At 37.4% G+C, this 24,579-nt stretch carries 16 protein-coding genes; 3 read left to right on the forward strand and 13 right to left on the reverse strand.

What is annotated here, in order from left to right; genetic code table 11:
* Positions 1–90: 90 nt before the first annotated feature.
* Positions 91–1,197, reverse strand: a complete 1,107-nt coding sequence (locus tag ACFSQS_RS10760) for an OmpA family protein (protein ID WP_388018352.1) — start codon at positions 1,195–1,197, stop codon at positions 91–93.
* A gap of 187 nt (positions 1,198–1,384) precedes the next feature.
* Positions 1,385–1,894, reverse strand: coding sequence for a hypothetical protein (locus ACFSQS_RS10765; protein ID WP_388018355.1), 510 nt, complete (start codon positions 1,892–1,894; stop codon positions 1,385–1,387).
* Positions 1,895–2,182: 288 nt separating this feature from the next.
* Between ACFSQS_RS10765 and ACFSQS_RS10770 the strand changes: the two genes are divergently transcribed.
* Positions 2,183–3,019, forward strand: coding sequence for a tyrosine-type recombinase/integrase (locus ACFSQS_RS10770; RefSeq protein WP_388018358.1), 837 nt, complete (start codon positions 2,183–2,185; stop codon positions 3,017–3,019).
* Between the two features lie 123 nt (positions 3,020–3,142).
* Here ACFSQS_RS10770 and ACFSQS_RS10775 read toward each other — a convergent pair whose 3' ends face one another.
* The 5 genes from ACFSQS_RS10775 to ACFSQS_RS10795 all read right to left on the reverse strand — a co-directional run bounded on the left by ACFSQS_RS10775 (position 3,143) and on the right by ACFSQS_RS10795 (position 10,794).
* Entirely contained in the window at positions 3,143–4,987 is a 1,845-nt protein-coding gene (locus tag ACFSQS_RS10775) for a M1 family metallopeptidase (protein ID WP_388018361.1), read from the reverse strand.
* Between the two features lie 157 nt (positions 4,988–5,144).
* Positions 5,145–6,743, reverse strand: coding sequence for a S8 family peptidase (locus tag ACFSQS_RS10780; protein WP_388018364.1), 1,599 nt, complete (start codon positions 6,741–6,743; stop codon positions 5,145–5,147).
* A 21-nt stretch (positions 6,744–6,764) separates the two neighbouring features.
* Positions 6,765–7,625, reverse strand: coding sequence for an MBL fold metallo-hydrolase (locus ACFSQS_RS10785; RefSeq protein ID WP_388018367.1), 861 nt, complete (start codon positions 7,623–7,625; stop codon positions 6,765–6,767).
* Positions 7,626–7,747: 122 nt separating this feature from the next.
* On the reverse strand, positions 7,748–9,949 hold the full coding sequence (locus ACFSQS_RS10790) for a SulP family inorganic anion transporter (RefSeq protein WP_388018370.1): 2,202 nt from the start codon (positions 9,947–9,949) through the stop codon (positions 7,748–7,750).
* Positions 9,946–10,794: a universal stress protein gene (locus ACFSQS_RS10795; RefSeq protein WP_388018373.1), complete on the reverse strand. Its 849-nt coding sequence runs from the start codon at positions 10,792–10,794 to the stop codon at positions 9,946–9,948. The genes ACFSQS_RS10790 and ACFSQS_RS10795 overlap by 4 nt, the downstream gene beginning before the upstream one ends.
* 95 nt (positions 10,795–10,889) lie before the next feature.
* Between ACFSQS_RS10795 and ACFSQS_RS10800 the strand changes: the two genes are divergently transcribed.
* Positions 10,890–12,725 carry a cation:proton antiporter gene (locus ACFSQS_RS10800; protein WP_388018377.1) on the forward strand — a complete coding sequence of 612 codons (1,836 nt, stop codon included), beginning with the start codon at positions 10,890–10,892 and terminating at the stop codon, positions 12,723–12,725.
* A 78-nt stretch (positions 12,726–12,803) separates the two neighbouring features.
* On the opposite strand, the gene ACFSQS_RS10805 is transcribed toward ACFSQS_RS10800, so the two are convergent.
* The 6 genes from ACFSQS_RS10805 to lepA all read right to left on the reverse strand — a co-directional run bounded on the left by ACFSQS_RS10805 (position 12,804) and on the right by lepA (position 23,897).
* Complete coding sequence (locus tag ACFSQS_RS10805; protein WP_388018380.1) at positions 12,804–15,203, reverse strand: glycoside hydrolase family 31 protein; 2,400 nt, start codon at positions 15,201–15,203, stop codon at positions 12,804–12,806.
* A 139-nt stretch (positions 15,204–15,342) separates the two neighbouring features.
* Positions 15,343–17,253: a 1,4-alpha-glucan branching protein GlgB gene (gene glgB / locus ACFSQS_RS10810; protein ID WP_388018383.1), complete on the reverse strand. Its 1,911-nt coding sequence runs from the start codon at positions 17,251–17,253 to the stop codon at positions 15,343–15,345.
* 35 nt (positions 17,254–17,288) lie between these two features.
* On the reverse strand, positions 17,289–19,226 hold the full coding sequence (locus tag ACFSQS_RS10815; protein WP_388018386.1) for an alpha-1,4-glucan--maltose-1-phosphate maltosyltransferase: 1,938 nt from the start codon (positions 19,224–19,226) through the stop codon (positions 17,289–17,291).
* Positions 19,227–19,344: 118 nt separating this feature from the next.
* The gene (locus ACFSQS_RS10820) at positions 19,345–20,610 is read right to left on the reverse strand and encodes a glucose-1-phosphate adenylyltransferase (RefSeq protein ID WP_388018388.1); all 1,266 of its coding nucleotides are present in this window, start codon (positions 20,608–20,610) and stop codon (positions 19,345–19,347) included.
* Between the two features lie 73 nt (positions 20,611–20,683).
* Positions 20,684–21,886 (reverse strand): glycogen synthase, encoded by a 1,203-nt coding sequence (gene glgA, locus ACFSQS_RS10825; protein WP_388018391.1) that lies wholly within the window; start codon positions 21,884–21,886, stop codon positions 20,684–20,686.
* A 214-nt stretch (positions 21,887–22,100) separates the two neighbouring features.
* Positions 22,101–23,897, reverse strand: coding sequence for a translation elongation factor 4 (lepA, locus tag ACFSQS_RS10830; protein ID WP_388018394.1), 1,797 nt, complete (start codon positions 23,895–23,897; stop codon positions 22,101–22,103).
* 140 nt (positions 23,898–24,037) lie between these two features.
* On the opposite strand from lepA, the gene ACFSQS_RS10835 reads away from it, so the two are divergent.
* Entirely contained in the window at positions 24,038–24,424 is a 387-nt protein-coding gene (locus tag ACFSQS_RS10835; protein WP_388018397.1) for a DUF4345 domain-containing protein, read from the forward strand.
* Positions 24,425–24,579: the final 155 nt, after the last annotated feature.

Consider the following 24,579-nt stretch of genomic DNA (forward strand, 5'->3'; position numbering starts at 1 on the left):
CTTTGCAAGTACGCACCAAACTGAAAATCCGCGAGGATTTTCAGAAGTAGGCGAGAACAAGCAATTACTTATAGCCATTGTTGTGCTTAGTTATTTTTTCACGATTTTAAATTCAACTCGTCGGTTTTTATTTCTTCCCTCTTCAGTTTCGTTGGTTGAAATTGGCTTTTCACTTCCGTAACCGACAAATGATATTCTACTTTTGGTTAAACCCAAATTTATAAAATAATCAGATACGGATTTTGCTCGTTTTTGCGAAAGAGCTTGATTAAATTCTGTATCTCCAACATTGTCGGTATGTCCCGAAATAATGATTTTCGTATTTCTGTTTTGGGTAAGGTAATTGTAAATAGTGTTTATTTCTATTTTTGCATCTCTCGATAGCTCCCAACTGTTAAAATCAAAGATGACGTTTTGAAATGTGTAATCTTTGTTCAAAGCAATCGTGATATCATCTTTTTTGGTATCAACCACAATTTCTTTAGGTTTACTATCTTTCCAATTAGCATCTTGTAAACTCACAAGGTCAATGTAGTAATAGGACATATTGTTTCTATTTTTATTAGAAACAAGCAACTTCTCTGTTTTGGAATTTTTAAGGAAGTTTCCGATTGTTAGATATTTCTCGTTCCCTTGTGCCGTAAATTCGCTGGATAGTATTGTCCAACTACTTTTGTTGTCATAATACCTGTTATTTTCAATCTTGTGAATTTTAAAATTTTCGACACTATTTTTGTTCAATTGCCTTTCAGACATTTCACGAAAGATTGAAGTGTTCAATTCGTTTGCGGAAAGTAGGTAGTCAATGTTTTTAATTGCAAAATCTGAGTTTTCAGCGAGGCTTATGAAAAACTCGACCTTGTATTTTTTGCCTTTTTCCAATTTATTTGACAATTCCACTTGCACGTATTCTCTGTAATTATCGTCAGAATGCAAATAAAAACCTGCATATTTGTCGCCGTCTTTCGCTTGCTGTAGTCCATTGTAGTTGCTTGGAATTCCAACTTGACCTTTTGCACAAGAATTAAATAGGTCAGTAGTTCCAAAAGTAGGTGAAGTCCAATTTATTACATTATGGTCAAAAGCTCCGATAATTTCAGAACATCTTTTTGTGTTTTCAAAACTTGGATTTTGTACCAAATTTTGAGAAAAAATCGATATTGAAAATAGAAAAAAAAGAATTTTGATGTTGTTCACAGATTTTGGTTCATAATTAAGCACAACGTGTTTGTGTAAGGTTTGTTGCGGTTATTAGTAATAAAGTTAGTAAAAAAGGGTTAACAATTTATAGTCAATAATGTTTCAGATGGAAAACGCTTAAGCAATGAACCTTACACGTTGTTACCCAACGTTTTTATTTAATTTCCGTTTTCCGTTAATCAAATCAGTTAGTTTTTCCATTCGATGGTTCAATTTTCATTAAAGAATACATTTTCCTGTTGAATATTTCAATGAAATTTTCGTCTCGATAAGAGTCAGTACAAGTATGGCAAAACTTTAAGTTGATAATTTCAATATTTTTTAATCTGAACGTCTCAATCATTGTATCTGGACAACCAGAATAACCACCGACTGCACTTATTAAAATTCTTTTTCCATCAACAAATAATTCAGTTGCGATTTGGTCAATTCTATTTTCCAACCATTTTTTGTCATTATCAGATAGTTTAAAATCTTCTCTAAATCCGTTGTAAAGTTTTAGGCTCCCAATTGTATTTAAGCCGCCTTTTAAAATCGGGCTTTCGAGTTTATGAATTGAATCAGTTTGTAGATTTTTTGGAATGTAGTTTAGTAAATCATAATACTCTTTTTCATACAGAGTTGAAGATTCAGGGTTTTGAGCAAAAATTAATGTGCTGAAAATAAAGCTTAGTATAAAAATAATTTTTCTCAAATGTTGGGTAACGTCCCGCGCAGCTATGCGCTGTTTTGCAAAGTGAAAAGTAGTGAAACGTTTTCACTTTGCAAAATGGCGTATAGCTGCCTGTTCTGCGGCGTTTTCACGCCGTAGTGCAGGCAGCGCAGCTGCGCGGGACGTTCGGCGGTATGTGCCCGATAGGGCTAAATGCCGCCGAACGTTAGTATAACCAAACTTATAAAAAAAGTTCATTATATACAATATAAATGTAAAGTTATTCTTCACTTTTTGTATATTTATTGCATAACTAAATAAATACGCGTTATGTCGCAACTTGAAACGTTTAAAACCATATTAGAACTTAAAAGATACAGTAAGAGTACCATTGATTCGTATTTAAACTTTTTAAACATTTTCGTGCGGTTTTTAAATATTGAGTCTAAAAACCTAGAAAAATTAGAAGATAGAGATGTAATTGCAACACTAATAGAAATTATAAAATCTAAGCAATATGGCATATCCTCTCAAAAACAGTTAATAGGTGCCATTAATTTGTTTTTTAAAGAGCTTTTTAAAAGGCAGATAGATTTTTCAATTATCTACCCTACCAGAAAAGAGCATTTTTTGCCTTATATATTGTCTAAGACTGAAATTAAGTTGATGTTGGAGCAAACAGAAAATATAAAGCATAAAGCCATTTTGGCAACTATTTACGGTTTAGGTTTACGCATTAGTGAAGCTGTTAATTTAAAAGTTAACAACATTGATAGCCAAAGAATGCTGGTCCATATACATAATGCCAAAGGAAAAAAAGATAGGGTTGTTATGCTTCCCGAAAGCTTATTGGTTTTATTGCGGCTTTACTTTAAAGCTTATAAGCCAAATGTGTATTTGTTTGAAGGCCAACAAAAATCGGCTTCTTATAGCGCAAGCAGTATCAGGAAAATTTTAAAAACGGCGTTAAGCAAGTCGCGCATTAACAAACCGGTTAAAGTGCATACCTTAAGACACAGTTTTGCAACACATTTATTAGAAAACGGTACAGATATAAGAATTATACAAAAGCTATTAGGCCACAGAAATATTAATACAACTTTGGTTTATACCCAAGTTGCACAATCAGCAATACAAAACGTTAAAAGCCCTTTAGATACGCTTTAGTTGTTTGTAAATAACCGTAAAGTTAATGTTTGCCAAAATAAAGCCTAATGGGTTGCGCCGTAGAAAAACTATTTTTATAGGGCGGTAAAACAATTAGATAGCGTTGGTCTTATGGTTAATAAATTACTTTACGTTATTGCTCCTGTTTACATCAGCCATCATTCCTGTAGGGTCTATTTCAACCCTTTTTACGGTTTTTTTGGTTTCAAATGTATAGGTAGGATATGCCCAAGCCCAATCTTTTAAAAGTGTTCCCGTGGTTGGTTTTTCGCCACGCATCATCTGTAATGGTATATAAAAACGCTCTGTACTACCATCGGTATAGCTTACCGTTACATCTAAAGGCATGGGCATTAAACCAATACGCTCTAAGGTAATGGTGTTTTTTTCAACAGATTTAATACCGTAATCTATAGTGTTAGTGGTTTGTGCAAAATCTATAAAATACCAATCCAACTCTAATCCAGATATTTTTTCGGCAGTTCTTATAATATCAAAGGGTTTTGGGTGCTTAAACGCAAAGTCGTTAAAGTATTTTTTAATGGTTTTTTGTAAGTTTTCTTCGCCAATAACATATCCCAATTGTGCTAAAAACACAGCGCCTTTACTGTAGGCTTGGGTACCATAAACACTATTAAACTTATACCGGTCTGCATGTGTGGTAAGGGGTTGTTCTAATCCAGAGTTGGCTAAACGTATATAACTGTTGTAAGCGTTTTTTAAAGGGTTTTTTTTGCCTTCTTCCATTATCTGGTTCATGGCATGATTGCTAATGTAAACCGTAAAACCTTCGTCTATCCACTCGTGTTTTGTTTCGTTTGTGGCCAATAAAAACTGAAACCATTTGTGTGCCAGTTCGTGTGCGGTAACACCAACCAAACTGCCAAAATTTCTTTTTCCGGTTATTAGCGTGCTCATGGCGTATTCCATACCGCCATCGCCTGCCTGAATTACAGAGTATTGTTTGTACGGATATTGGCCAATTTGGGCACTAAAATAGTGCATTAATGCCGCTGTTTTGGGCTGAAGTTTTTTCCAGTTTTCTAAATGGGTGGCATCCAAATCTTTTTTGTAAAGGAAATGGAGCTTTATACCATTTTTCATTTGTAATACATCGTGAATATAATCTGGGTCTGCGGCCCATGTAAAATCGTGTACGTTGGGTGCCTTAAAATGCCACGTAAGTTTATCGGTGTCGGGGCGATTTACTGTTCCTGTTTCGTACCCATAGCCTATTTCATTTGGGTTTTGCAAATAGCCGGTGCCTCCAACTATATAGTTTTTATCAATGCTAAGCTTAACATCAAAATTTCCCCAAACGCTGTGAAACTCCCTTCCTATGTAGGGGTCGGCGTGCCAACCTTCAAAATCGTATTCCGCCATTTTAGGGTACCATTGCGCCATAGATAACGCCACGCCTTCTTTACTGTTTCTTCCCGAACGGCGTATTTGAAGCGGTACCTGGGCATCAAAATCCATATTAAAGGTTACCTTCTCACCTGGCTGGATGGGCTCTGCTAAATCTACTTCTAATACCGTGCCAACAGTTTCATGTTTAATATTTACACCGTTTTGTTTTAACGAATTTACTTTTATGTAACCAATTTCGTTGGGCTTTAACTTGCTAATTCTGTCGCCTACACGTCTGTCTGGATCTGCAATGGTCCTGGAGCGTACATCCATTTCGCTTCCGGGTTGAAAGGCATTAAAGTATAAATGATAATATACGCGGTGCAAAACATCGGGCGAATTATTGGTATATGCCAACTCTTGTTTTCCTTTGTATTGATAGGTGTTTACATCCATATCAATCTCCATTTTATAATCTACATGCTGTTGCCAATACCCAGATTTTTGTGTTGATAGGAATGATGGCTGGGTTGGAGCCTGAGCAACCGGCACATTTTTTGGGCTATTGCATGATACTATAAGCAAGAAACTGAAAAAGGAAAACATGAATCTTTTCATTGTGGATTGTTTTTTAGATAAAATACATTTTTTAAGTTCTAACTTGAACACCATTAAAATAGAAATTTTAAAAAGCAGTATCACTCCCGAAGCTTTAGGAGTGATACCAGAGTTGATATTTAAAACTTTTCTTCTTTAATGAATAACTTCTTGGGTTTTAAATTTTTGATGCCATAATTAAAGCGTTGTATGCATTAGCTATTTTTGATGATTTTGATAAATCTGCAAAAGGCTTAACGTTATTGGTATCGCCACCAACAATTACTTTGGTTTTAACTGCAAGACCCGAATCTAAAATAATTTGTTTTACTTGTGCAGCACTTAACTTTGGGTAATACGAACGAATTAAGGCCGCAACACCAGCAACGGCAGGAGCAGCCATAGAGGTTCCGCTAATGCTTTTGTATTCGTTTTCCGGAAAAGCAGAATAAATCGCAGATCCTGGCGCAAAAACATCTACATTCTTTTTTCCGTAATTTGAAAAACTAGAAACCATGCGCGAGCCATATTTTGATGTTAACGAACCTACTCGAATATAAGTGTTAGAGACTTCAACAAAATCTACATTGTCGTCTGGAAAGTTAGGGGCTACATCAATATCTTCAGCAGAGTTTCCAGCGGCATGTACAAATACCACATCGTTATCCGAAGCATATTTTATGGCATCTCTAACCCAATGCGCGTAAGGCGAGAAAGATTTACCAAAACTACCGTTAATTATTTTTGCACCATTATCAACAGCGTATCGAATGGCTAGTGCTACGTCTTTATCGTACTCGTCGCCGTTTGGTACCGCTCTAATAGACATAATCTCTACGTTGTTGGCAACCCCATTGGCGCCTTTGCCGTTGTTGCGCACCGCGGCAATAATTCCGGCCACGTGAGTACCGTGGGATTCAGATTTTTTTACAGGTTTTACGTTGCCGTTGCCATAGCCCACATCAGATAAATCGTTAATATCATCGCCTGTGGTTCTTCCTGAAAAGTCTTTGTTAAAGTGGTAGTTTAGGCGCTCGTTTATGCTCTCTAGGTCGGCGTTTATTTCTTTTTTGGCCTCGGGTATAGACAAGCCATTTGCATGCATGCCTTTTGCTATTTGTATAGCTTGCAATAAATTTTGGTCTTCGGTTTTTATGGCCTTTACCTCTTCAATAGTATATTTGTTTTTTCCAAGGTGTTTGGTTAAAGCTTCATCGGCATTATTTACGGCTTGTGCAATTTGGTCGTATCTTGCTTTTCTTTCAAGGTATTTGTTGGTTTCTTTTTCAAGCAATGCTACGGCTTCGTTGTAACGTGGGTTAGAAGTGTCTCCGCTGGCAATTAAGCGAACGTATTCCAATTGCTCGTCGTAGGCATCGCCTAAAAAGTTCCAGCCATGTACATCGTCAATATAACCGTTGTTGTCGTCATCTTTTCCGTTATTCGGAATTTCTTTTTTGTTGGTCCAAATGTTGGCATTCAAATCTTCGTGATCTATGTCTATTCCAGAATCTATAACGGCTACAATTACTTTTTTTCCTTTTTTGTTTTTAATGATTTCAGCGTAAGCTTTATCGACGCTCATCCCCGGAATGGTGTCTTTTGCTAAATCTAAATGCCCCCAATTTTGTTTTTCGGTTTCGGTTAAATCTGAAACTTTTAAAGGAATGGCATCTATGTTTTCAATTGGTGTAGATATGATGCTTGCTGTACTCCCGCAGCCGTAAAGTATTGAGGCTGCAATAGCCGATAGTAGGAATGATTTTGTTGCGTTCATTTTTTGTGTGTGTAAATAGTTTTAATTAAATATCTCGTTTGTTTTGTATATGTGTTTTAATCTAACGCCTTTTTCGGTGTGTTGTACGGTAATAATTTCGTTATGGGCATCGTGTTCTAAAAACAGGTAGTAATTATTATTGGCTGCAAGATTAAGAAATTTTTCTTTTTCATCTAAAGTTAAAAGTGGTCTGGTATCGTAACCCATAACATAAGGCAAGGGCAAATGCCCAACGGTTGGCAGCAAATCGGCCATAAAGCAAATGGTTTTTCCGTTGTAATTAATTATGGGAATCATTTGTTTTTCGGTGTGCCCGTTAGCAAAAAATATATCGAAGCCAAGTGCTGAGTTTTTAAGTAAATCGGTTTTTGGCAGGTTGGTAAATTTTAATTGTCCGCTTTCTTCAATAGGCAGAATGTTTTCTTTTAAAAACGAAGCTTTTTCGCGTTTGTTGGGTTGTGTTGCCCATTGCCAATGGTTTTTGTTGCTCCAAAAATGCGCGTTTTTAAAAGCGGTTTGGTAACCTGTTTTGTCGCTATTCCATGTTATGCTTCCGCCACAGTGGTCAAAATGCAAATGGGTTAAAAACACATCGGTAACATCATCAGCCTGAAAACCCTGTTGTTTAAGCGAGTTCTCTAAAGAATCATTGCCCCATGGGTAATAGTAGCCAAAAAATTTGCTCGATTGTTTGTCGCCCATGCCATTGTCTATTAAAATAAGGCGGTTACCATCTTCAATAAGTAAGCAGCGTGCGGTTAAATCGATCATGTTATTAGCATCGGCAGGATTGCTGCGTTGCCATAACGATTTTGGTACTACGCCAAACATGGCACCACCATCGAGCTTAAAATTTCCGGCATTTATTGGGTATAATTTCATAGCGACGCGAAATTAAGAAATATATTAACAATTGTCGAAAACGTTAAGAATATATTAAGAAACACAAACTGGTACTATTTATAAAAATAAAAGTATTTAATCGCAGTAGGTTTGCATAAATCTTAATTAGGCGACATTACGTCTTTTAATCGTTTGCCATAATCAAACAGTGCTTTTATCTCTTTTAAACTTGCCAAGCGTTCTTTGCCAAAAACAAGCAGTGCGTTGCCGTGGGATTCTACGCGGTAATAGGGGTTGCTTTCAAAAAAACGGGTAATATTTTGGTTAAAAAAAGTACTTATTTCCCCTTCGTTATCGCCGTATAAGTAAAAACGGTTGGAAAAATCGTTGTGCGCCTCGATATTAATATCCTTAAAACGGGAGAATACAGAGACTTTTTCTAAAAACCCCTCTTTGCCTAAAATGAATTTTGGGATGTTTTCGTTTAGTTTTATATGAAGCATGGTTAAGCGTACTACCTCTTTGGCTATAAACTCCCCTTCTGAAAACTCGATATCAAATAAGCAAATGCCATTGTTTTTGTCTGCCAGTTTATTGTAAATATGGTTTATGCTTTTGGTGCTAAAAAACTGAAAATGGGTTAAAAACGATACGTCTTTTTCTTTTTTTGCTGTGTATTTAAAACTGTAATCTTTTGCTAGGGTTTCTAAATTGGTTTGCCGCCTCGTTAAATTGTTTTGTATAATTTTTGGTACTGGCAGCATGCGCCTTAAAGCAAACGGATGCGTAGAATCTGTGTCGAGCATGTCCAACCCAATAACATCAAAGTTCCCACCGCGTTTTTTAAACAGTTCTTGAAAACTATGCATGTTTTCCATGACGGTATGATCTACAAATTCGCACATTGAGAAATCTACGATTACATCTTCGTTCTCGGGTACGGCCTCCAATTGTTTTTTAAGCTTGTAGTAATTTAAAAAGCTGCAAAAATGCTTAACGCTTACATAAAAATTGTTTTCGTTACCGGTTTCCTTAAACATTAAAACATTCGGCTTTAAAACGTTTCTAAAAAAAAGTGCTACACTTTTATTGATGATAAAATGGATAATTAAAGTTGTTGCAACGCCTGCAATAATTCCGGTTATCAGCCCTATTTTTAAGGTAACCATTAGCGTAACAAAAAAGATAATAAGCTGCTCTTTGCCTATAGAAAATATTTTGGTAACAACGCGCGGCGAAGCCAATTTATAACCCGTATATACCAGAATTGCCATTAATGCGGGCAGCGGAATTCGTGTAAGTTGCGTACTAAACAAAACAATAAAAAGCACTAAAAAAAGCGCATGGAAAAAGTTAGACGACCTATTGCTTGCACCATTGTTTACGTTTACAGAACTACGGGCAATAACCGTTACCACATTTAAGCCGCCCAATAATCCGCTCCCAATAGTGGCTAAGCCCAAGGCTTTAAGGTCTTTATTGACGTTGGAGCGTCTTTTTTCGGGGTCTAACTTATCTACGGCCTTAATGCTTAAAAGCGATTCTATACCCGAAATTAGCGTTAAGGCTAAAACACTTCCCCAAAACGATAGCGACCCAATAGCGCTAAAATCTGGTATTGGGATATCGGTAATTACATTATTAAATGAAGGAATGCCAGAAAGCATATATGCTTTTGCAATTGGGTTTGGTTGCTGCAGCACCAACTCCACATAATAACTAAACCCAATGGATAATATAACAATCCACATAGGTGCAGGAACAAGTTGTAAATATTTGTTTCTTATTTTTGAATAAAACAGCATAATGGCCAGACTAATTACACCGGCCAAAGCAGCATAAATTAAGCCTTTGTTTTGGTAGTGCAAAGCTGTGTTTATTGAATGCGGAATCTCTAAAAGATAATCTATGGCGTCTTCGCGATGTATGCTTCTTCCAAGCATGATATGAAACTGTTTCCCTAAAATAATAAGCCCAATGGCAGCAAGCATGCCTTGAATGGCAGACGAGGGGAAAAAATCGGCGAGCGTGCCCATTCTAAAAAAACCAAGCCCCAAAATAAGTACACCCGAAAAAATAATTGCTGTATATGTGTTTTGCAAACCTAAAGTAGAAATTGCTATTATTAGCACACCAACCAAACCGTTGCCCGGACCAACAATGGTAATATGGCTCCCGCCTAAAATAGAAACCACAATACCGCCAACAATGGCTGTTATAATTCCAGCAATTGGCGGTGCATCGCTAGCCATGGCAAGTCCTAAACCCAGTGGCAATGCAATAAGGCTTACCACAAACCCAGAAAATATATTTTTAGGTAAAGCTTTAAAAAAATCTTTTATGTTGTTTTTTTTTGGGCTCATTGCAGTAATAACACATCGGTTGGTAATTCGGTTAAAATATGCTCAATATCGTGCGGAAACAGGCGGTCCCAAAACGTTGTTTTTGATGGTGCATTCATTACCAATAAATCGGCTCGCGATATTTGGGCATAATGCCCTATAGAATAGCCTTTTTTGCCAAATATGGGCTGTATTGTTATGGTTTTGTTTTTTTTGTAAACCTCTGGAATAAGATTTAATATCTCTTTAATTCTAGAGTTTTCCCTAAGCTTAATGCGCTCTTTAATAATGTTGGCATGCCTTAAGGACTTGTTGTCGTCAACCTTTACAGAGATTTGTTCTTCCTTTATTTCTTCAACAATGGTTATTTTTTCAGAACTCAACTTATTAGCCACATAAAAAGCTGTTTTTATGGTTTGTTCGGTTTTAGGTGCTTTTAAGCCGTTAACCACAACGTGCTCACAGGGTACGCGTTTAACCGATGGTTTAATTAATAGTAAGACAGAACACTTTGCTTTTCGTGTAATTTTTCTTGCTATCGAGCCCACATAGTATTTTAAAAACCCTTCGCGTTGTAGCGCACCAAGAATTAAAAGGTCTATCTTTTTTTCTTCGGAAGTCGATAAAATTACATCAACAGGATTGCCCGTTTTAAAAACCAACTTGTAATCTAAGTTGTCTTTTTCAAAATGTTTAAGGATGGTTTTTAGTTGGTTTGTTTTCTCGTTTGAATTTTCTCCAACATGAATTAAAAATAACTTCGAACCAAAAACCACCGATAACCGTGCAGCTTCAAAAATATTTGCTTTTAAGTTGGGCGAAAAAGCAACGCCAACACCAATACTTTTAAAGGGTTTTACAGACATGGTTTTTATTAATTGTTGAACAAAGTAGAAAGATAATATTTTTTAAAAACATGAAACCATCTGTTTTACTTAAATTAGTGCTTTAAAAAACATTTATGTTAGAATTAGCAGGCATTATTATTTTAGGAATACTGGCCCAATGGGTGGCATGGAAATTTAAAATCCCTGCCATTTTACCTTTAATTTTAATAGGCTTATTGGTTGGCCCCATTGCTGCCGAATATTTAAGTGAAGATGGCACCAAATGGATAGAGCCGGTTTGGAATGGCGAAAAAGGGCTTTTTCCCGGAGACGGATTGTATTACTTTGTGTCGCTTGCCATAAGCATCATCCTTTTCGAGGGCGGCTTAACCCTAAAACGTTCTGAAATAAAAAACGTAGGTCCTGTAATTACCAAATTAATTACATTAGGCTCTGCCATTACCTTTTTTGGTGCTGGTATTACAGCGCATTATGTTTTTAAATTAAGTTGGGAGCTTTCCTTTTTGTTTTCTGCACTTATTATTGTAACTGGCCCAACCGTAATTTCGCCAATTTTAAGAAATATCCCACTTAAAAAAGATGTTTCGGCAGTCTTAAAATGGGAAGGTATTTTAATAGATCCCATTGGGGCTTTGGTGGCTGTATTGGTGTTCGAGTTTATTAGCGTTGGCGGCGATAGCGGCTTTACTAAAACCGCTTTAATGGAGTTTGGTAAAATTATACTTTTTGGCACAACCTTTGGTTTTACTTTTGCACACGGATTGGCATTTGCTATTAACAAAAAGCTCATTCCGCATTATTTATTAAATGTAGTATCCTTATCAACCGTTTTATTGGTTTTTGTTGAGTCTGAAATTTTTGCTCACGAATCTGGTCTGCTAGCCGTAGTTGTTATGGGCATGGTACTGGGCAACAGTAAATTGGAAAACCTAAAAGAACTGCTTTATTTTAAAGAATCTTTAAGCGTGTTGTTAATTTCTATTTTGTTCATTCTATTATCAGCAAACATAGATATTGAAGATTTAATGCTGCTCTACAATTGGGAAACCCTTACGCTTTTTGCTATTGTGGTATTTATTATAAGACCATTAGCCGTTTTTTTGAGTACCACAAAATCCAACTTAAAGCTTAATGAAAAACTATTTATAAGTTGGGTTGGCCCGCGTGGTATTGTAGCTGCCGGAATCGCATCTTTATTTGGTAGTAAGTTACAAAAGTTAGGCGTTGAAGGTGCCGAATACATTACACCTTTAGTGTTTATGATTGTTTTGGGTACCGTATTGTTAAATGCCACTACAGCTCGATTATTTGCCAAAATGGTTGGTGTGTTTTTAACAAAATCTGAAACTGTTTTAATTATCGGAGCATCAAAAGTATCACGACTGTTAGGCCACTACCTTGAAGCCAATGGCAGGCACGTGGTATTAATCGATAGTAATGAGAGGCACATAGAAAAAGCAAAAGAGCTTCGCTTAGATGCAATAAGTACCAATATTTACTCTGATACCTTAATGGATAATATCGAATTAAACGACGTAGGCTATATTATGGCATTAACAGGTAGCTCTGAAATTAACAAATATGCCATTGAAAAATATGGGAGCCAATTTGGTGTTAATGGCGCTTACAGGTTGGTAAGCAAAAATGAAATGCTAGACGAAAACAATAATCCGAAAGAAGGTTTGTTTTCTCATAAAGATGATTTTAACGCATTGATAGAACTAACAGATAGATATCCAACCATACATGAAATTGATTTACAAGATAAGGCACACTACGAAAGTTTAATCAAAATAACCGATGACGATAAAGATATAATTCCTTTATTTATTAAAGATAACGAAGGCGAATTACATATTATTTCGTCTTATAATTTAGAGGTTGATGCCATTAAAAAAGGTTACCAGTTGGTTTATTTAGGAAAACCTTTTAATGATGAAAATGTGTAATACAAATTGCTAACCTTAGCTGTGTTAATTTAGTTTTAAACCTGTCTGGTTTTTTAAACAGACAGGTTTTTATTGGTATTATCCTTTTATTTGAATGTTAGTAACCTCTTTGTTTACAACTAAAGAATTGTCTCCATTAAATTTAACGTCTTTTAAATCTACATATTCGTTGTCCACCTTTATCGATTTTACTTTAAAGGGCAGGCCTATTAAATTTAGTTTAAAGGTTTTATAAGATGTGTGGTATTTTCCTCTTTTGTGAATTCTTATAATCAATTTATTGTCATTGCCCGATAAATTAAATTTTCTTAGGCTATAACGTCCTTTTTTGTAATCAAATCCATCATTGGCATCTTCATATAGCTCTGAATCTTCTTTACCGTGTTTATAATACACATCAAGGGTTAGTTCATCAATGGTTTTCTCGCCAACATACTGCTGTACCGGGTATTTCGGGATTATAGCTCCTGCTTTTACAAAAATGGGCATACGGTCCAAATCGGCATCTACCCATGTTTCTTTACCTCCAGAAACCAACTCATAGGTCCAGAAATTAAACCATTCCCCTTTAGGAATATACATGCGCCTTCCTTTAGAATTTGGCTCGTTTATTGGGCAAATTAAAAGTTGGTTGCCACAAATAAACTCGTCTGTCCTGTAATGGGTTTGGGAGTCGTCTTGATCGAAAAGCACCAACGATTTTAGCATCGGTACATTATCTTGTGAATATTGGTAGAACGAAGTGTACAAATAAGGCAGTAATTGGTATCTTATTTCAATAAACTTACGAACAACATCTGTAATTTCCTCATCGAAAGCCCAAGGTTCTTGATCGCCATGATCTCCAGAAGAATGTGTTCTGCAGAAGGGATGGAATATACCAAGCTGAATCCAGCGTGCATATAGTTCGCCATTGGGTTGTTCGGCAAAGCCGCCAATATCAGAGCCGGCAAACGAGAACCCAGACAAGGCTAAACGCTGCGCTTGAATATTAGCTATTTGTAAATGCTCCCAAGACGCCACGTTATCGCCCATCCAAGTCGATGTGTAGCGTTGCGTTCCAGAATAGGCCGCTCTTGTAATAACAAATGGACGTTTTGGGTAATTAAACTTTTTTAGGCCGTGGTAGGTGGCACGCGCCATTTGCATCCCGTATATGTTATGTGCTTTACGATGGCTACAGGGGTTGCCGTCGTAATCGTGCCTTACATCATTGGGGAATGTTTTTCCGGGAACATCCATTACGGCGGGTTCGTTCATATCGTTCCAGACACCTTTTACGCCAATATCTTCAATAAGTTCTTTAAACAGGCCTGCCCACCATTTTCGTACTTCGGGCCTTGTAAAATCGGGGAAATAACATTCCCCGGGCCATACTTTGCCTTTCATATAGGGGCCATCGGCACGTTTGCAGAAATAGTCTTTTTCCAGGCCCTCGCGAAAGACGCTGTAGTCCATGTCTATTTTAATGCCGGGATCGATAATTACTACGGTTTTAAATCCGTCGTCGGCAAGTTCTTTAACCATGCGTTTTGGGTCTGGGAAATGGTCTTTGCTCCAGGTAAAACAGCGAAAACCTTCCATGTAGTCTATATCTAGGTAAATGGCATCGCAAGGTATTTTTAGTTCTCTAAACTTTGCGGTTATTTCTTTTACGTTAGATTCTGGGTAGTAGCTCCATTTACATTGGTGGTAGCCCAAGGCCCAAAGTGGTGGCAGTTCTGGTGTTCCTGTTAAATCGGTATAATTTACAACCACATCATGCATTTTAGGGCCGTAAATAAAGTAGTAATTCATTTCGCCGCCTTGGGCCCAAAAACTGGTTACGTTTCTGCGTTCGTGGCAAAAATCGAAATAGGTTTTAAAGGTGTTATCGAAAAAAATACCGTAAGCTTTGTTGTTGTGCAATGCTGTATAAAACGGAATGGCTTTGTAAATGGGGTCGGTGTCTTTTCCGTAGGCATAAGAATCGGTTGCCCAGTTTTCAAACCGTCGTCCTTTTAGGTTTAAATGATTGGGTTTGTCGCCCAAGCCGTAATAGCTTTCTCCGTTTTGTGCGGTTTTGCTCATTTTTACAATATCGCCACCTAATTCGTAGCTTTCTTCCCAATGGAACCCTTTTTCGTCTTCGCAGATAAGGGATTTGTTGTTAGCATCAAAGATTGATTTTCTTAGGTCGGATTTGTGTATATGGCAGATTAACCGCGAAGTGGTAACGATATATTTCTCTTGGTCGTCAGTAATTTCCAAATGGTTGTAGCCACTGCTCGCATTTTCGCTGATAGCATAAGAAAAATCGTTTTCAAATTTCCCAACGGTGGTATATCTAAATCTTAAAACGCTATCTCTTAAAACCGTAAGTTGTAGGATAACGTTATTGGCGGTTGAAAAATGCAGGACATCTACATCTTTTTTATAGTTTGTTATATTGGAGGGAAACAAGTCTCCCTTGTATTCTAGTTGAGTGCTTAAAATCATAAACTATTAGCAATTTATTTGAAGGCGAAAATACTAAAACGATTGTGTTTTAGCCCTGTGTATTTAGTAAAAAAACTGGAGTTTAGCTGTGTAAAATCCAAATAATTAAGTGTTTTCTTGTTATATGTATATGTGATGGTTATTTTTTGAACTCAAAAACAGAAACGCCCAATGGCGGTAGTGTGATTTCTGCAGAATAATCTTTTCCGTTCCATGCTTGTTTTTTTATGTTTATTGGTTTTGTATTTAAAATACCACTGCCTCCAAAGGTTTTGTTGTCGGTATTGAAAATTTCTGAAAGTTTGCCTTTTTTGCTAAGGCCAATGCGGTAGTTGTCTCTAACTGTTGGTGTTAAATTGCATACTACAACAACGTCGTTTTCGGCTTTTTTTCCTTTTCTTATGTAAGCGAGCACGCAGTTTTCGTGGTCGTCGAAACTAATCCATTCAAAGCCTTCGTTGGTAAAGGCTTTTTCGTAAAGTGCGGGTGTTGTTTTGTATAAAGCGTTAAGTGCTTTAAAGAAGTGTTGGAAGTTTTTATGCGAGCCGTATTCTAATAAATTCCAATCTAGACTGCCTTGAAAATCCCACTCGTCTTGTTGCCCAAATTCGCCACCCATAAACACTAATTTTGTTCCTGGATGGGTAAACATATAGCTGTACAAAAGACGCAGGTTAGCAAAGCGTTGCCACTCATCACCTGGCATTCTTCCTAAAATGGATTTTTTGCCGTAAACCACCTCGTCGTGCGAAAGCGGTAACATAAAGTTTTCTGAAAATGCGTAAGCTAAACTAAAAGTAATATCGTTTTGGTGGAATTTTCTGTAAATAGGGTCTTTGGCAAAATACTCTAAAGTGTCGTGCATCCATCCCATCATCCATTTCATTCCAAAGCCCAAACCGCCTAAAAACACGGGTTTGGAAACGCCCGGGAATGCTGTTGATTCTTCTGCTATGGTTTGTACATCTGGGAAAGAACTGTAAATTTCTTCGTTTAATTCTTTTAAAAAGCTTATAACAGCTAGGTTTTCCCTACCGCCATGAATATTTGGTTCCCACTGGCCATCTTCTCTCGAATAATCTAAAAACAGCATAGAGGCAACTGCATCAACACGTAGGCCATCGGCGTGGTATTGATCCATCCAAAACACGGCATTGCTTATTAAAAACGAGCGCACTTCATTACGTTCATAATTAAAAATCAAACTTTTCCAATCTTGGTGGTAGCCTTTGCGTTTATCGGGGTGCTCGTACAAATTTGAGCCATCAAAGAAACCTAATCCGTGGGCATCTTCAGGGAAATGCGATGGTACCCAATCTAAAATAATGCCTATACCGGCTTGATGGAATTTATCTACCAAATATTTGAATTCTTCAGGATAGCCAAAACGCGATGTTGGGGCAAAATACCCTGTAACTTGGTAGCCCCAAGAGGGATCGTATGGGAATTCCATAATAGGCATCAGTTCTACGTGTGTAAAATTCATGTCTTTTACATAGTTTACCAAATCGTCGGCAAGCTCGTAATAGGATAAGAACCTGTTTTCTTCAACTTGTTTTTTCCAAGAGCCTAAGTGTACTTCGTAAACTGAATAGGGTGCGTCTAGGGCATTGTGCTTTTTGCGCGTTTTCATCCAGTTGCTGTCTTTCCATTTATAGTCGTCGTCCCAGACTATAGATGCGGTTTTTGGGTTGTGCTCATAGCGTCTTGCATAGGGGTCTGCTTTTTCGGTTTTTATATCGTTATTGTGGCTTTGTATTTTGTATTTGTAGGTTGCACCTTTTTCAATAAAGGGGATAAAGCCTTCCCAAATGCCGCTGGAATCCCAACGTACGTTTAATTGGTGCTCGCCTTCCATCCAATAATTAAAATCTCCAATTACCGATACCTGTTTTGCTGTTGGAGCCCAAACGGCAAAATATACACCCTCTATACCATCTACGGTGGTAAGATGAGAACCGAACTTTTCGTAAAGCCTGTAGTGTTTTCCTGCTTTAAAAAGGTTGATGTCGAATTCTGTAAAAAAACTGTGAACTTTTACTTGAGCCATTTTATTGCTTTATTTTGTTTAGCGGTTAGTTGTGGTTATTTGTTTATTTTAAAAATATGAAATGGCATGGTGGGGTGTAATTCTACATAGCACCACTCGCTATTCCAATTGTAACGGTTGTCTGTAATTAAATCGTGCATTTCTATGTTCTGTCCATGGTGCACTTTTAAGTCGTTCAGGGGTACCTGAACCGTACCTTGTTGCGAGTTGAGCGAATCTAGGTTAATTACAACAAAGATTTCATTAGATCGGTCGTTGTTCCATTTGTAAAAAGCAATAAGGTTGTCGTTTGCTATGTGGCAGAATTTAATGTTGTTGGTTTGCTGAAGCGCAGGATTGTTGTGCCTAATGTAATTTATTTTTGCGATAATGGTAATGAGTTTGTTTTGGATGTTCCAATCGTAGTGCGTGATTTGGAATTTCTCAGAATTGAGATACTCTTCTTTGCCTAATAAGGGGTTTGAAAGCATATATTCGAAAACGGGTCCGTAAATCCCGATACTGGAACTTAAAGTTGCTGCCAGTGCATAGCGTATAATATGCATAGACTCGTTTGCACCCTGTAAATGGTAAGGGTTAATATCTGGTGTGTTTGGCCAGAAATTAGGTTGCATGTATTGGCATAATTCGCTTTTTGTTAATTCTTCAACATATTCAATAAGCTCGTGCTTGTTTTCTCGCCAAGTAAAATAAGTATAAGATTGGGTATAGCCTTGTTTTGCTAATTGCTGCATCACTTTTGGTGCGGTAAAGGCTTCGGCTAAAAAGATAACATCTGGGTGTTTGGCTTTTACTTTGGTAATAATCCAATTCCAAAAATAAAAGGGTTTGGTGTGTGGGTTGTCCACTCTAAAAATGTTAATACCGCAGTCTATCCAATGCATTAAAATATCCAGACATTCTTCCCAAAGGTTTTTGTAATCGTCGCTTTCCCAGTAAATGGGTAAAATATCTTGGTATTTTTTTGGAGGGTTTTCTGCATATTGCACGGTGCCGTCTGGTCGCCATTTAAACCATTTGGGGTGTTCTTTAACCCAAGGGTGGTCTGGGGCTGCTTGCAGTGCATAATCCATAGCAATTTCCAGATTGTTTTCTTTGGCTTTTTGTATTAAGGATTTAAAATCTGTAAGCGACCCTAATTCTGGATGGATGTCTTTATGTCCACCATGTTTAGAGCCAACGCCCCATGTGGAGCCTACATCGCCATCTTTTGCTTCTGTGGTGTTGTTTTTTCCTTTTCGGTTAACTTCGCCAATTGGATGGATGGGTGGGAGGTACACCACATCGAACCCCATGTTTTTTATGCGCGGAAGCAAACGTTCGCAGTCTTTAAAGGTACCGTGTTCGCCTTCTTTTTGTGATGCCGAACGCGGAAAGAATTCGTACCAAGTGCTGAATCGCGCTTTTTTTCTATCGACGTAAACGCGATATTCTTTTGAAACCTTATCGAGAATTTTTACAGGATTAGCATAAAATATATCGTATAATCTTTGAGTGCTGGCTTGGGTAATAGCTTCGCCATAATCGTTTTCATCTTGAAAAATACGGTGTAGATGATTTAAATAGGTTTTATCCTCGGCACTTACTTTATCTACAATGGCCTCAATAAACTGAACGCCTTCCAATAATTCTGAACGAACGTGCTGCCCGTCATTAATTTTCCTGATTAAGCCATGCCTCCAATTAAGGGCGTAATCTACCCATGCCTGTACTTTATAGCTGTAAAAGCCTTGTTTTTCTACAGAAAAGGTGGCTTGCCACTCATTGTTGTTATGCAATCGCATTCTAATGGCTTGCCAATTTTTGTCTTTTTCGTGTTTATAAAGAACCGAAGCCCCAAGCACATCGTGCCCATCGGCCATAATGTGAGCCTCTACGTTAACAATTTCGTTTACTACGCGTTTAATATAAAATTCGCCACAATTCACACTTGGCGAGACATAATCTATTACAACTCTTCTTTGATCTTGCATGTTAGTTGGTTATATTTTACCTTGTTATTACATTGTTTTATGTGTTTGCCAAGGCGTACAAAAGTAAAGCTTTTTGTTTGTGTAATTATTTGTTGGAATTGGTTAAAACTTCTGGTTTTTAAATAACATACCCGTTTGGTATAGTGGCGTCTTTTTTAACAACAACAATACCTTCTTTAATAAAATAGGTGTCGGTTTCGGTGTCTTTAAGGTGTTTTCCTCCATTAATTCTCACATCATCCCCAATGCGACAATTTTTATCTAAAATGGCATTTTTAATAAAGCAGCGTTCTCCAATACCCATTAGTACAGGTGTTTCCTTTCTGTCTATGGTTAAAATGTTTTCGTATCTATCCGATCCCATCATGTAGGTATTTATAATGGTAGATTCATTGCCAATTCTAGAACGAATGCCAATAACAGATTGTTCGATTTTGGCGGCACTAATAATGCAGCCTTCGGCTATTACCGCTTTATCCAACATGGTGCCTGCTACTTTTGATGTGGGCAGCATGCGGGCGTGGGTGTAGATACGTTTTTTTTTGTCGTATAAATCGAATTGGGGTATATCTGCCGTAAGCCCAATGTTTGCTTCAAAGAAAGAGTCTATATTTCCTATATCGGTCCAATAGCCTTCGTATTGGTAGCTTAGTGTTTTTTGATTTTCTATACTTTGCGGAATGATTTCTTTTCCAAAATCATTAGTGTCTGGGTTTTGCATTAATTGGGTTAACAAATCTCTGTTAAAGATATAAATGCCCATTGATGCTAGGTAATCTCTACCTTGGCTTTTCATGTCTTTGCTTACTTCTGATGTCCAATCTGGTAATAAACTGGCGTCTGGTTTTTCAATAAACGAGGTTACCACATTATTGTTGTCGGCTTTTAAAATACCGAATTCTGTAGCTTCTTTAGCATTAACCGGTATGGTGGCAATAGATATTTTGGCCTCGGCTTTAATGTGGGCATCAATCATTTTTTGGTAATCCATTTGGTACAATTGATCTCCAGAGAGTATTAAAAAATAATCGAATTCATGCTTTAAAAAATGGTGCATGCTTTTACGAACCGCATCAGCAGTACCTTGAAACCAGGTTTTGTGGTTTGGGGTTTGTTCGGCAGCTAGAATATCTACAAACGCAGAGCTAAAAAAACTAAAATGATAGGTGTTTTTTATGTGCTTGTTTAACGAGGCCGAGTTAAATTGTGTTAATACGAACATGCGTTTAATATCTGAATTGATGCAATTAGAGATAGGGATATCTACCAATCTGTATTTGCCGGCAATGGGAACCGCCGGTTTAGATCTTGCGTGTGTTAAGGGGTATAATCTTGAGCCTTGGCCGCCACCTAATATTATGGCTAATACTTTGTCGTTTATCATTTTTAGCTGTGGTTTTTGTATATTAAAGATGTATGTTTTTAAGAAGGTCTCGTGCTTCTGTAATTTACAATATTTATAGCAAAGATTTGTACAATGCTTCGACTTGTTTGGCAATGGCAACCCAGTCAAAATAATCTTCAACTCGTGTTCTGCCATTTTTTGCCATACGTTCCCTAAGGTCTTTATCGCGTATTACAGTATTTACGCCATGGGCCAAGTCTCTAGAGAATTTATCGGGATCGATAGGTTCAAAAGGAGCTTCTTTTTGTTGTTCTAAAGGAATTAAAAGTCCTGTTTCTCCGTGAACAACCACTTCTTTTATGCCGCCAACGGCACTGGCTACAACTACTGTGTTACATGCCATGGCTTCGATATTTATGATGCCGAAGGGCTCGTAAATGGATGGGCAGCAAAATACATCGGCATGCGAGTACAGTTGAATGATTTCCTCTTTAGTAACCATCTTGTCTATCCAAATTACATTATGCCTGGTCTTTTTTACTGCGTTAACCGCATGTTCCATTTCTTTACCTATCTCTGGAGTATCTGGTGCACCGGCACAAAGTACGATTTGTGTGTCTGGATCTATATATTTAATGGCATTTACCAAATGAATGATGCCTTTTTGCCGAGTAATCCTTCCAACAAAAAGCACGTAGGGCTTGGTTTTATCTATACCGTAGGTGTCTAATGTCGAGGTTTCAGAAGTAGTAATGTATTGTTGCAGGTTTATACCGTTATAAATAACATGAACTTTACTTTCATCTACATTAAAATGCTTAATTACGTCGTCTTTGGTTTCTTCAGACACTGCAATTAAGGCGTCTGCCATTTCAATAGCTGTTTTTTCTACCCAAGAAGATGCATCGTAGCCTCTGCCCAATTGTTCTCTTTTCCAGGGTCTTAAAGGCTCAAGGGAATGTGTGGTAATAACCAAAGGCGTGCCGTAACACAATTTGGCAACAATACCCGCAAAATGTGCGTACCAAGTATGGCAATGGACCACATCGGCATCTATGGGGGCTGCATTCATGTGCAGGCAGGTACTTAGGGTTTTAAATACAGATTTTAATTTATCGTCCGAATCTTTAAAAACACCATCATCAAAAGGGAATCCTTTTACGGTTAAGTTGGCAGATTTCTCGTCTTGGTCGCCAAAACACCTTACATCCATTTCCATGAGTTTGGCTAATTCGCCTGCTAAATATTCAACATGTACTCCTGCGCCACCATACACATAAGGTGGGAATTCTCTGGTGTAAAAAAGTGCTTTCATAAAAAAATCCTTTAAGAGTTAGTCTAGTAAGAGCTGTTAGCCCTAAAAAAAAGGCTGGTGCGTAAGTTTATAAACATACAAAATTTATGTTAATAACTTTGTTGAAATCGAATTTTTGATAAAAAAAGAGGTATTCGATTATTTTTTGAAATAAATGTAATAAAACAGCTTATTGGCCAACTAATTAAGAATAATTTTAGGTTTTTTTATGTATTTAGTCATTTAATTTTAAAACAGCCATAAAAGCTTGTTGTGGAATTTCTACATTACCAACTTGTCTCATGCGTTTTTTCCCTTTTTTCTGCTTTTCCAGTAGTTTACGCTTTCGCGAAATATCGCCGCCGTAGCATTTTGCCGTAACGTCTTTACGAAGTGCTTTAATGGTTTCTCTAGAAATTATTTTGGCGCCAATTGCCGCTTGAATTGGAATGTCGAATTGTTGGCGCGGAATCAGCTCCTTTAGTTTTTCGCACATTTTTTTGCCGATGTTTTGGGCGTTGTCTGCATGTATTAACGCCGAAAGCGCATCAACGGGCAATGCGTTTAGCAGAATATCTAAACGCACTAGTTTTGATGTTTTCATGCCTATGGGGTGGTAATCAAAAGAGGCATAACCTTTGGAAACTGTTTTTAAGCGGTCGTAAAAATCGAACACTATTTCAGCCAAAGGCATTTCAAAAGTCAATTCTACGCGCTCTGGTGTTAAATAGGTTTGGTTTATAATAATGCCGCGTTTTTCAATACACAGCGACATAACGTTGCCAACAAAATCTGCTTTGGTGATGATGGTAGCTTTAATGTAAGGCTCTTCAACTCGGTTTATGGTTGAAGGATCTGGTAAATCTGATGGGTTGTTTACCACTATGGCCTCGTTTGGTGTTTTGTTGGTGTAGGCATAATACGATACGTTGGGTACGGTTGTAATTACCGTCATATCGAATTCGCGCTCTAAGCGTTCTTGGATAATTTCCATGTGGAGCATTCCTAAAAACCCACAGCGGAAACCAAAACCCAATGCCGCAGAACTTTCAGGTTGAAACACCAACGATGCATCGTTTAATTGAAGCTTTTCCATTGAGGTCCGCAACTCTTCGTAATCTTCGGTATCAACAGGGTAAATGCCGGCAAAAACCATAGGTTTTACATCTTCGAAGCCTTCAACGATATTGGTGGTTGGTTTTGCAAAATCTGTAATGGTATCGCCTACTTTTACTTCTTTTGCGGTTTTTATGCCTGTTATTAAATAGCCTACATCGCCCGCTTTTACGCTTTGTTTGGCGACTTGGGTTAGTTTTAAGGTCCCTACCTCGTCGGCATAATAATCTTTTCCTGTAGCTACAAATTTTATGTGCTGGCCTTTTTTAATTTCGCCGTTAAATACTCTAAAATAGGTTTCAATCCCTCTAAAGGTGTTGTAAACCGAATCGAAAATCAAGGCCTGTAATGGTGCGTTGGGGTCGCCTTTTGGCGCAGGAATACGCTCTATGATGGCTTCTAAAATATTATCGACACCAAAGCCTGTTTTACCGCTGGCGTGAATAACTTCTTCGGGGTCGCAACCCAGCAAATCTACAATATCGTCGGTTACTTCTTCGGGGTTGGCACTTGGTAAATCTACTTTGTTAAGAACAGGGATAATCTCCAAGTCGTTTTCCAGGGCTAAGTATAAATTGGAAATGGTTTGTGCCTGTATGCTTTGTGCGGCATCAACAATAAGCAATGCGCCCTCGCACGCGGCTATGGAGCGGGATACTTCATAAGAAAAATCTACATGCCCGGGTGTGTCTATTAAATTCAGAACAAATTTTTCACCTTTGTACTCGTAGTCCATTTGTATGGCATGCGACTTTATGGTAATACCACGTTCGCGCTCTAAGTCCATGCTATCCAATAGCTGGTTTTGCTTTTCTCTGTCGGTTACAGAGTCTGTGTAATCTAACAAACGGTCTGCTAGTGTGCTTTTGCCGTGATCTATGTGTGCAATGATGCAAAAATTCCTGATGTTCTTCATATATAAATCTTTCTAAGAAAAAGAATGTGCAAAGATAGTTTAAATTTTTGATGCTAAAAAGGATGTTATAAAGCGCATTTAATGTGTTTTTTGAAATTATAAAAAACTAATTATTAGTATATTTATTTGAAACTTTAATTATGATAAAAACCAAGCAAGATTTCATTTGTAAAATACACCTAATTATTTCGGTACTTATTGTGGTGCCAGTTTCTTTTGTTTATGGTTTTGGCCCCGATTTACAATTCGATATTTATTTAAATACCACCAACGAGCGTAATTTCTTTAAAGCCATTATGGGTTTGTATTTGGGGTTTTCTGCGTTTTGGGTTTTAGGAATTTTTAAAGCAAGCTATTTAAAACTCGCATTAATTGCAAACCTTATTTTTATGATGGGTTTAGGCTTTGGAAGGCTGCTTAGTTTAATTTTAGATGGCACACCAACTTCAGGATATTTGTTTGGCACATTTGCTGAATTGTTTCTGGGCTTTTACGGTCTTTGGGTATTGTGGCGTGGTAACTATTAAATTGAATGTATGCAGTTTATAACCTGTATATGCAGTTTGCCCGAAATGGGTTTTACAGTTTTTTTGTTTAGCATTCTTTTGCGTTAATAAAATTTATAACGATAAGAAAAACCATGTTTTAGTATTTCTGTTTTTTTTAGAATGTAACTGTTAAA

Origin of the sequence: Gelatiniphilus marinus (assembly GCF_042684345.1) — a bacterium.
Lineage (GTDB): Bacteria > Bacteroidota > Bacteroidia > Flavobacteriales > Flavobacteriaceae > Gelatiniphilus > Gelatiniphilus marinus.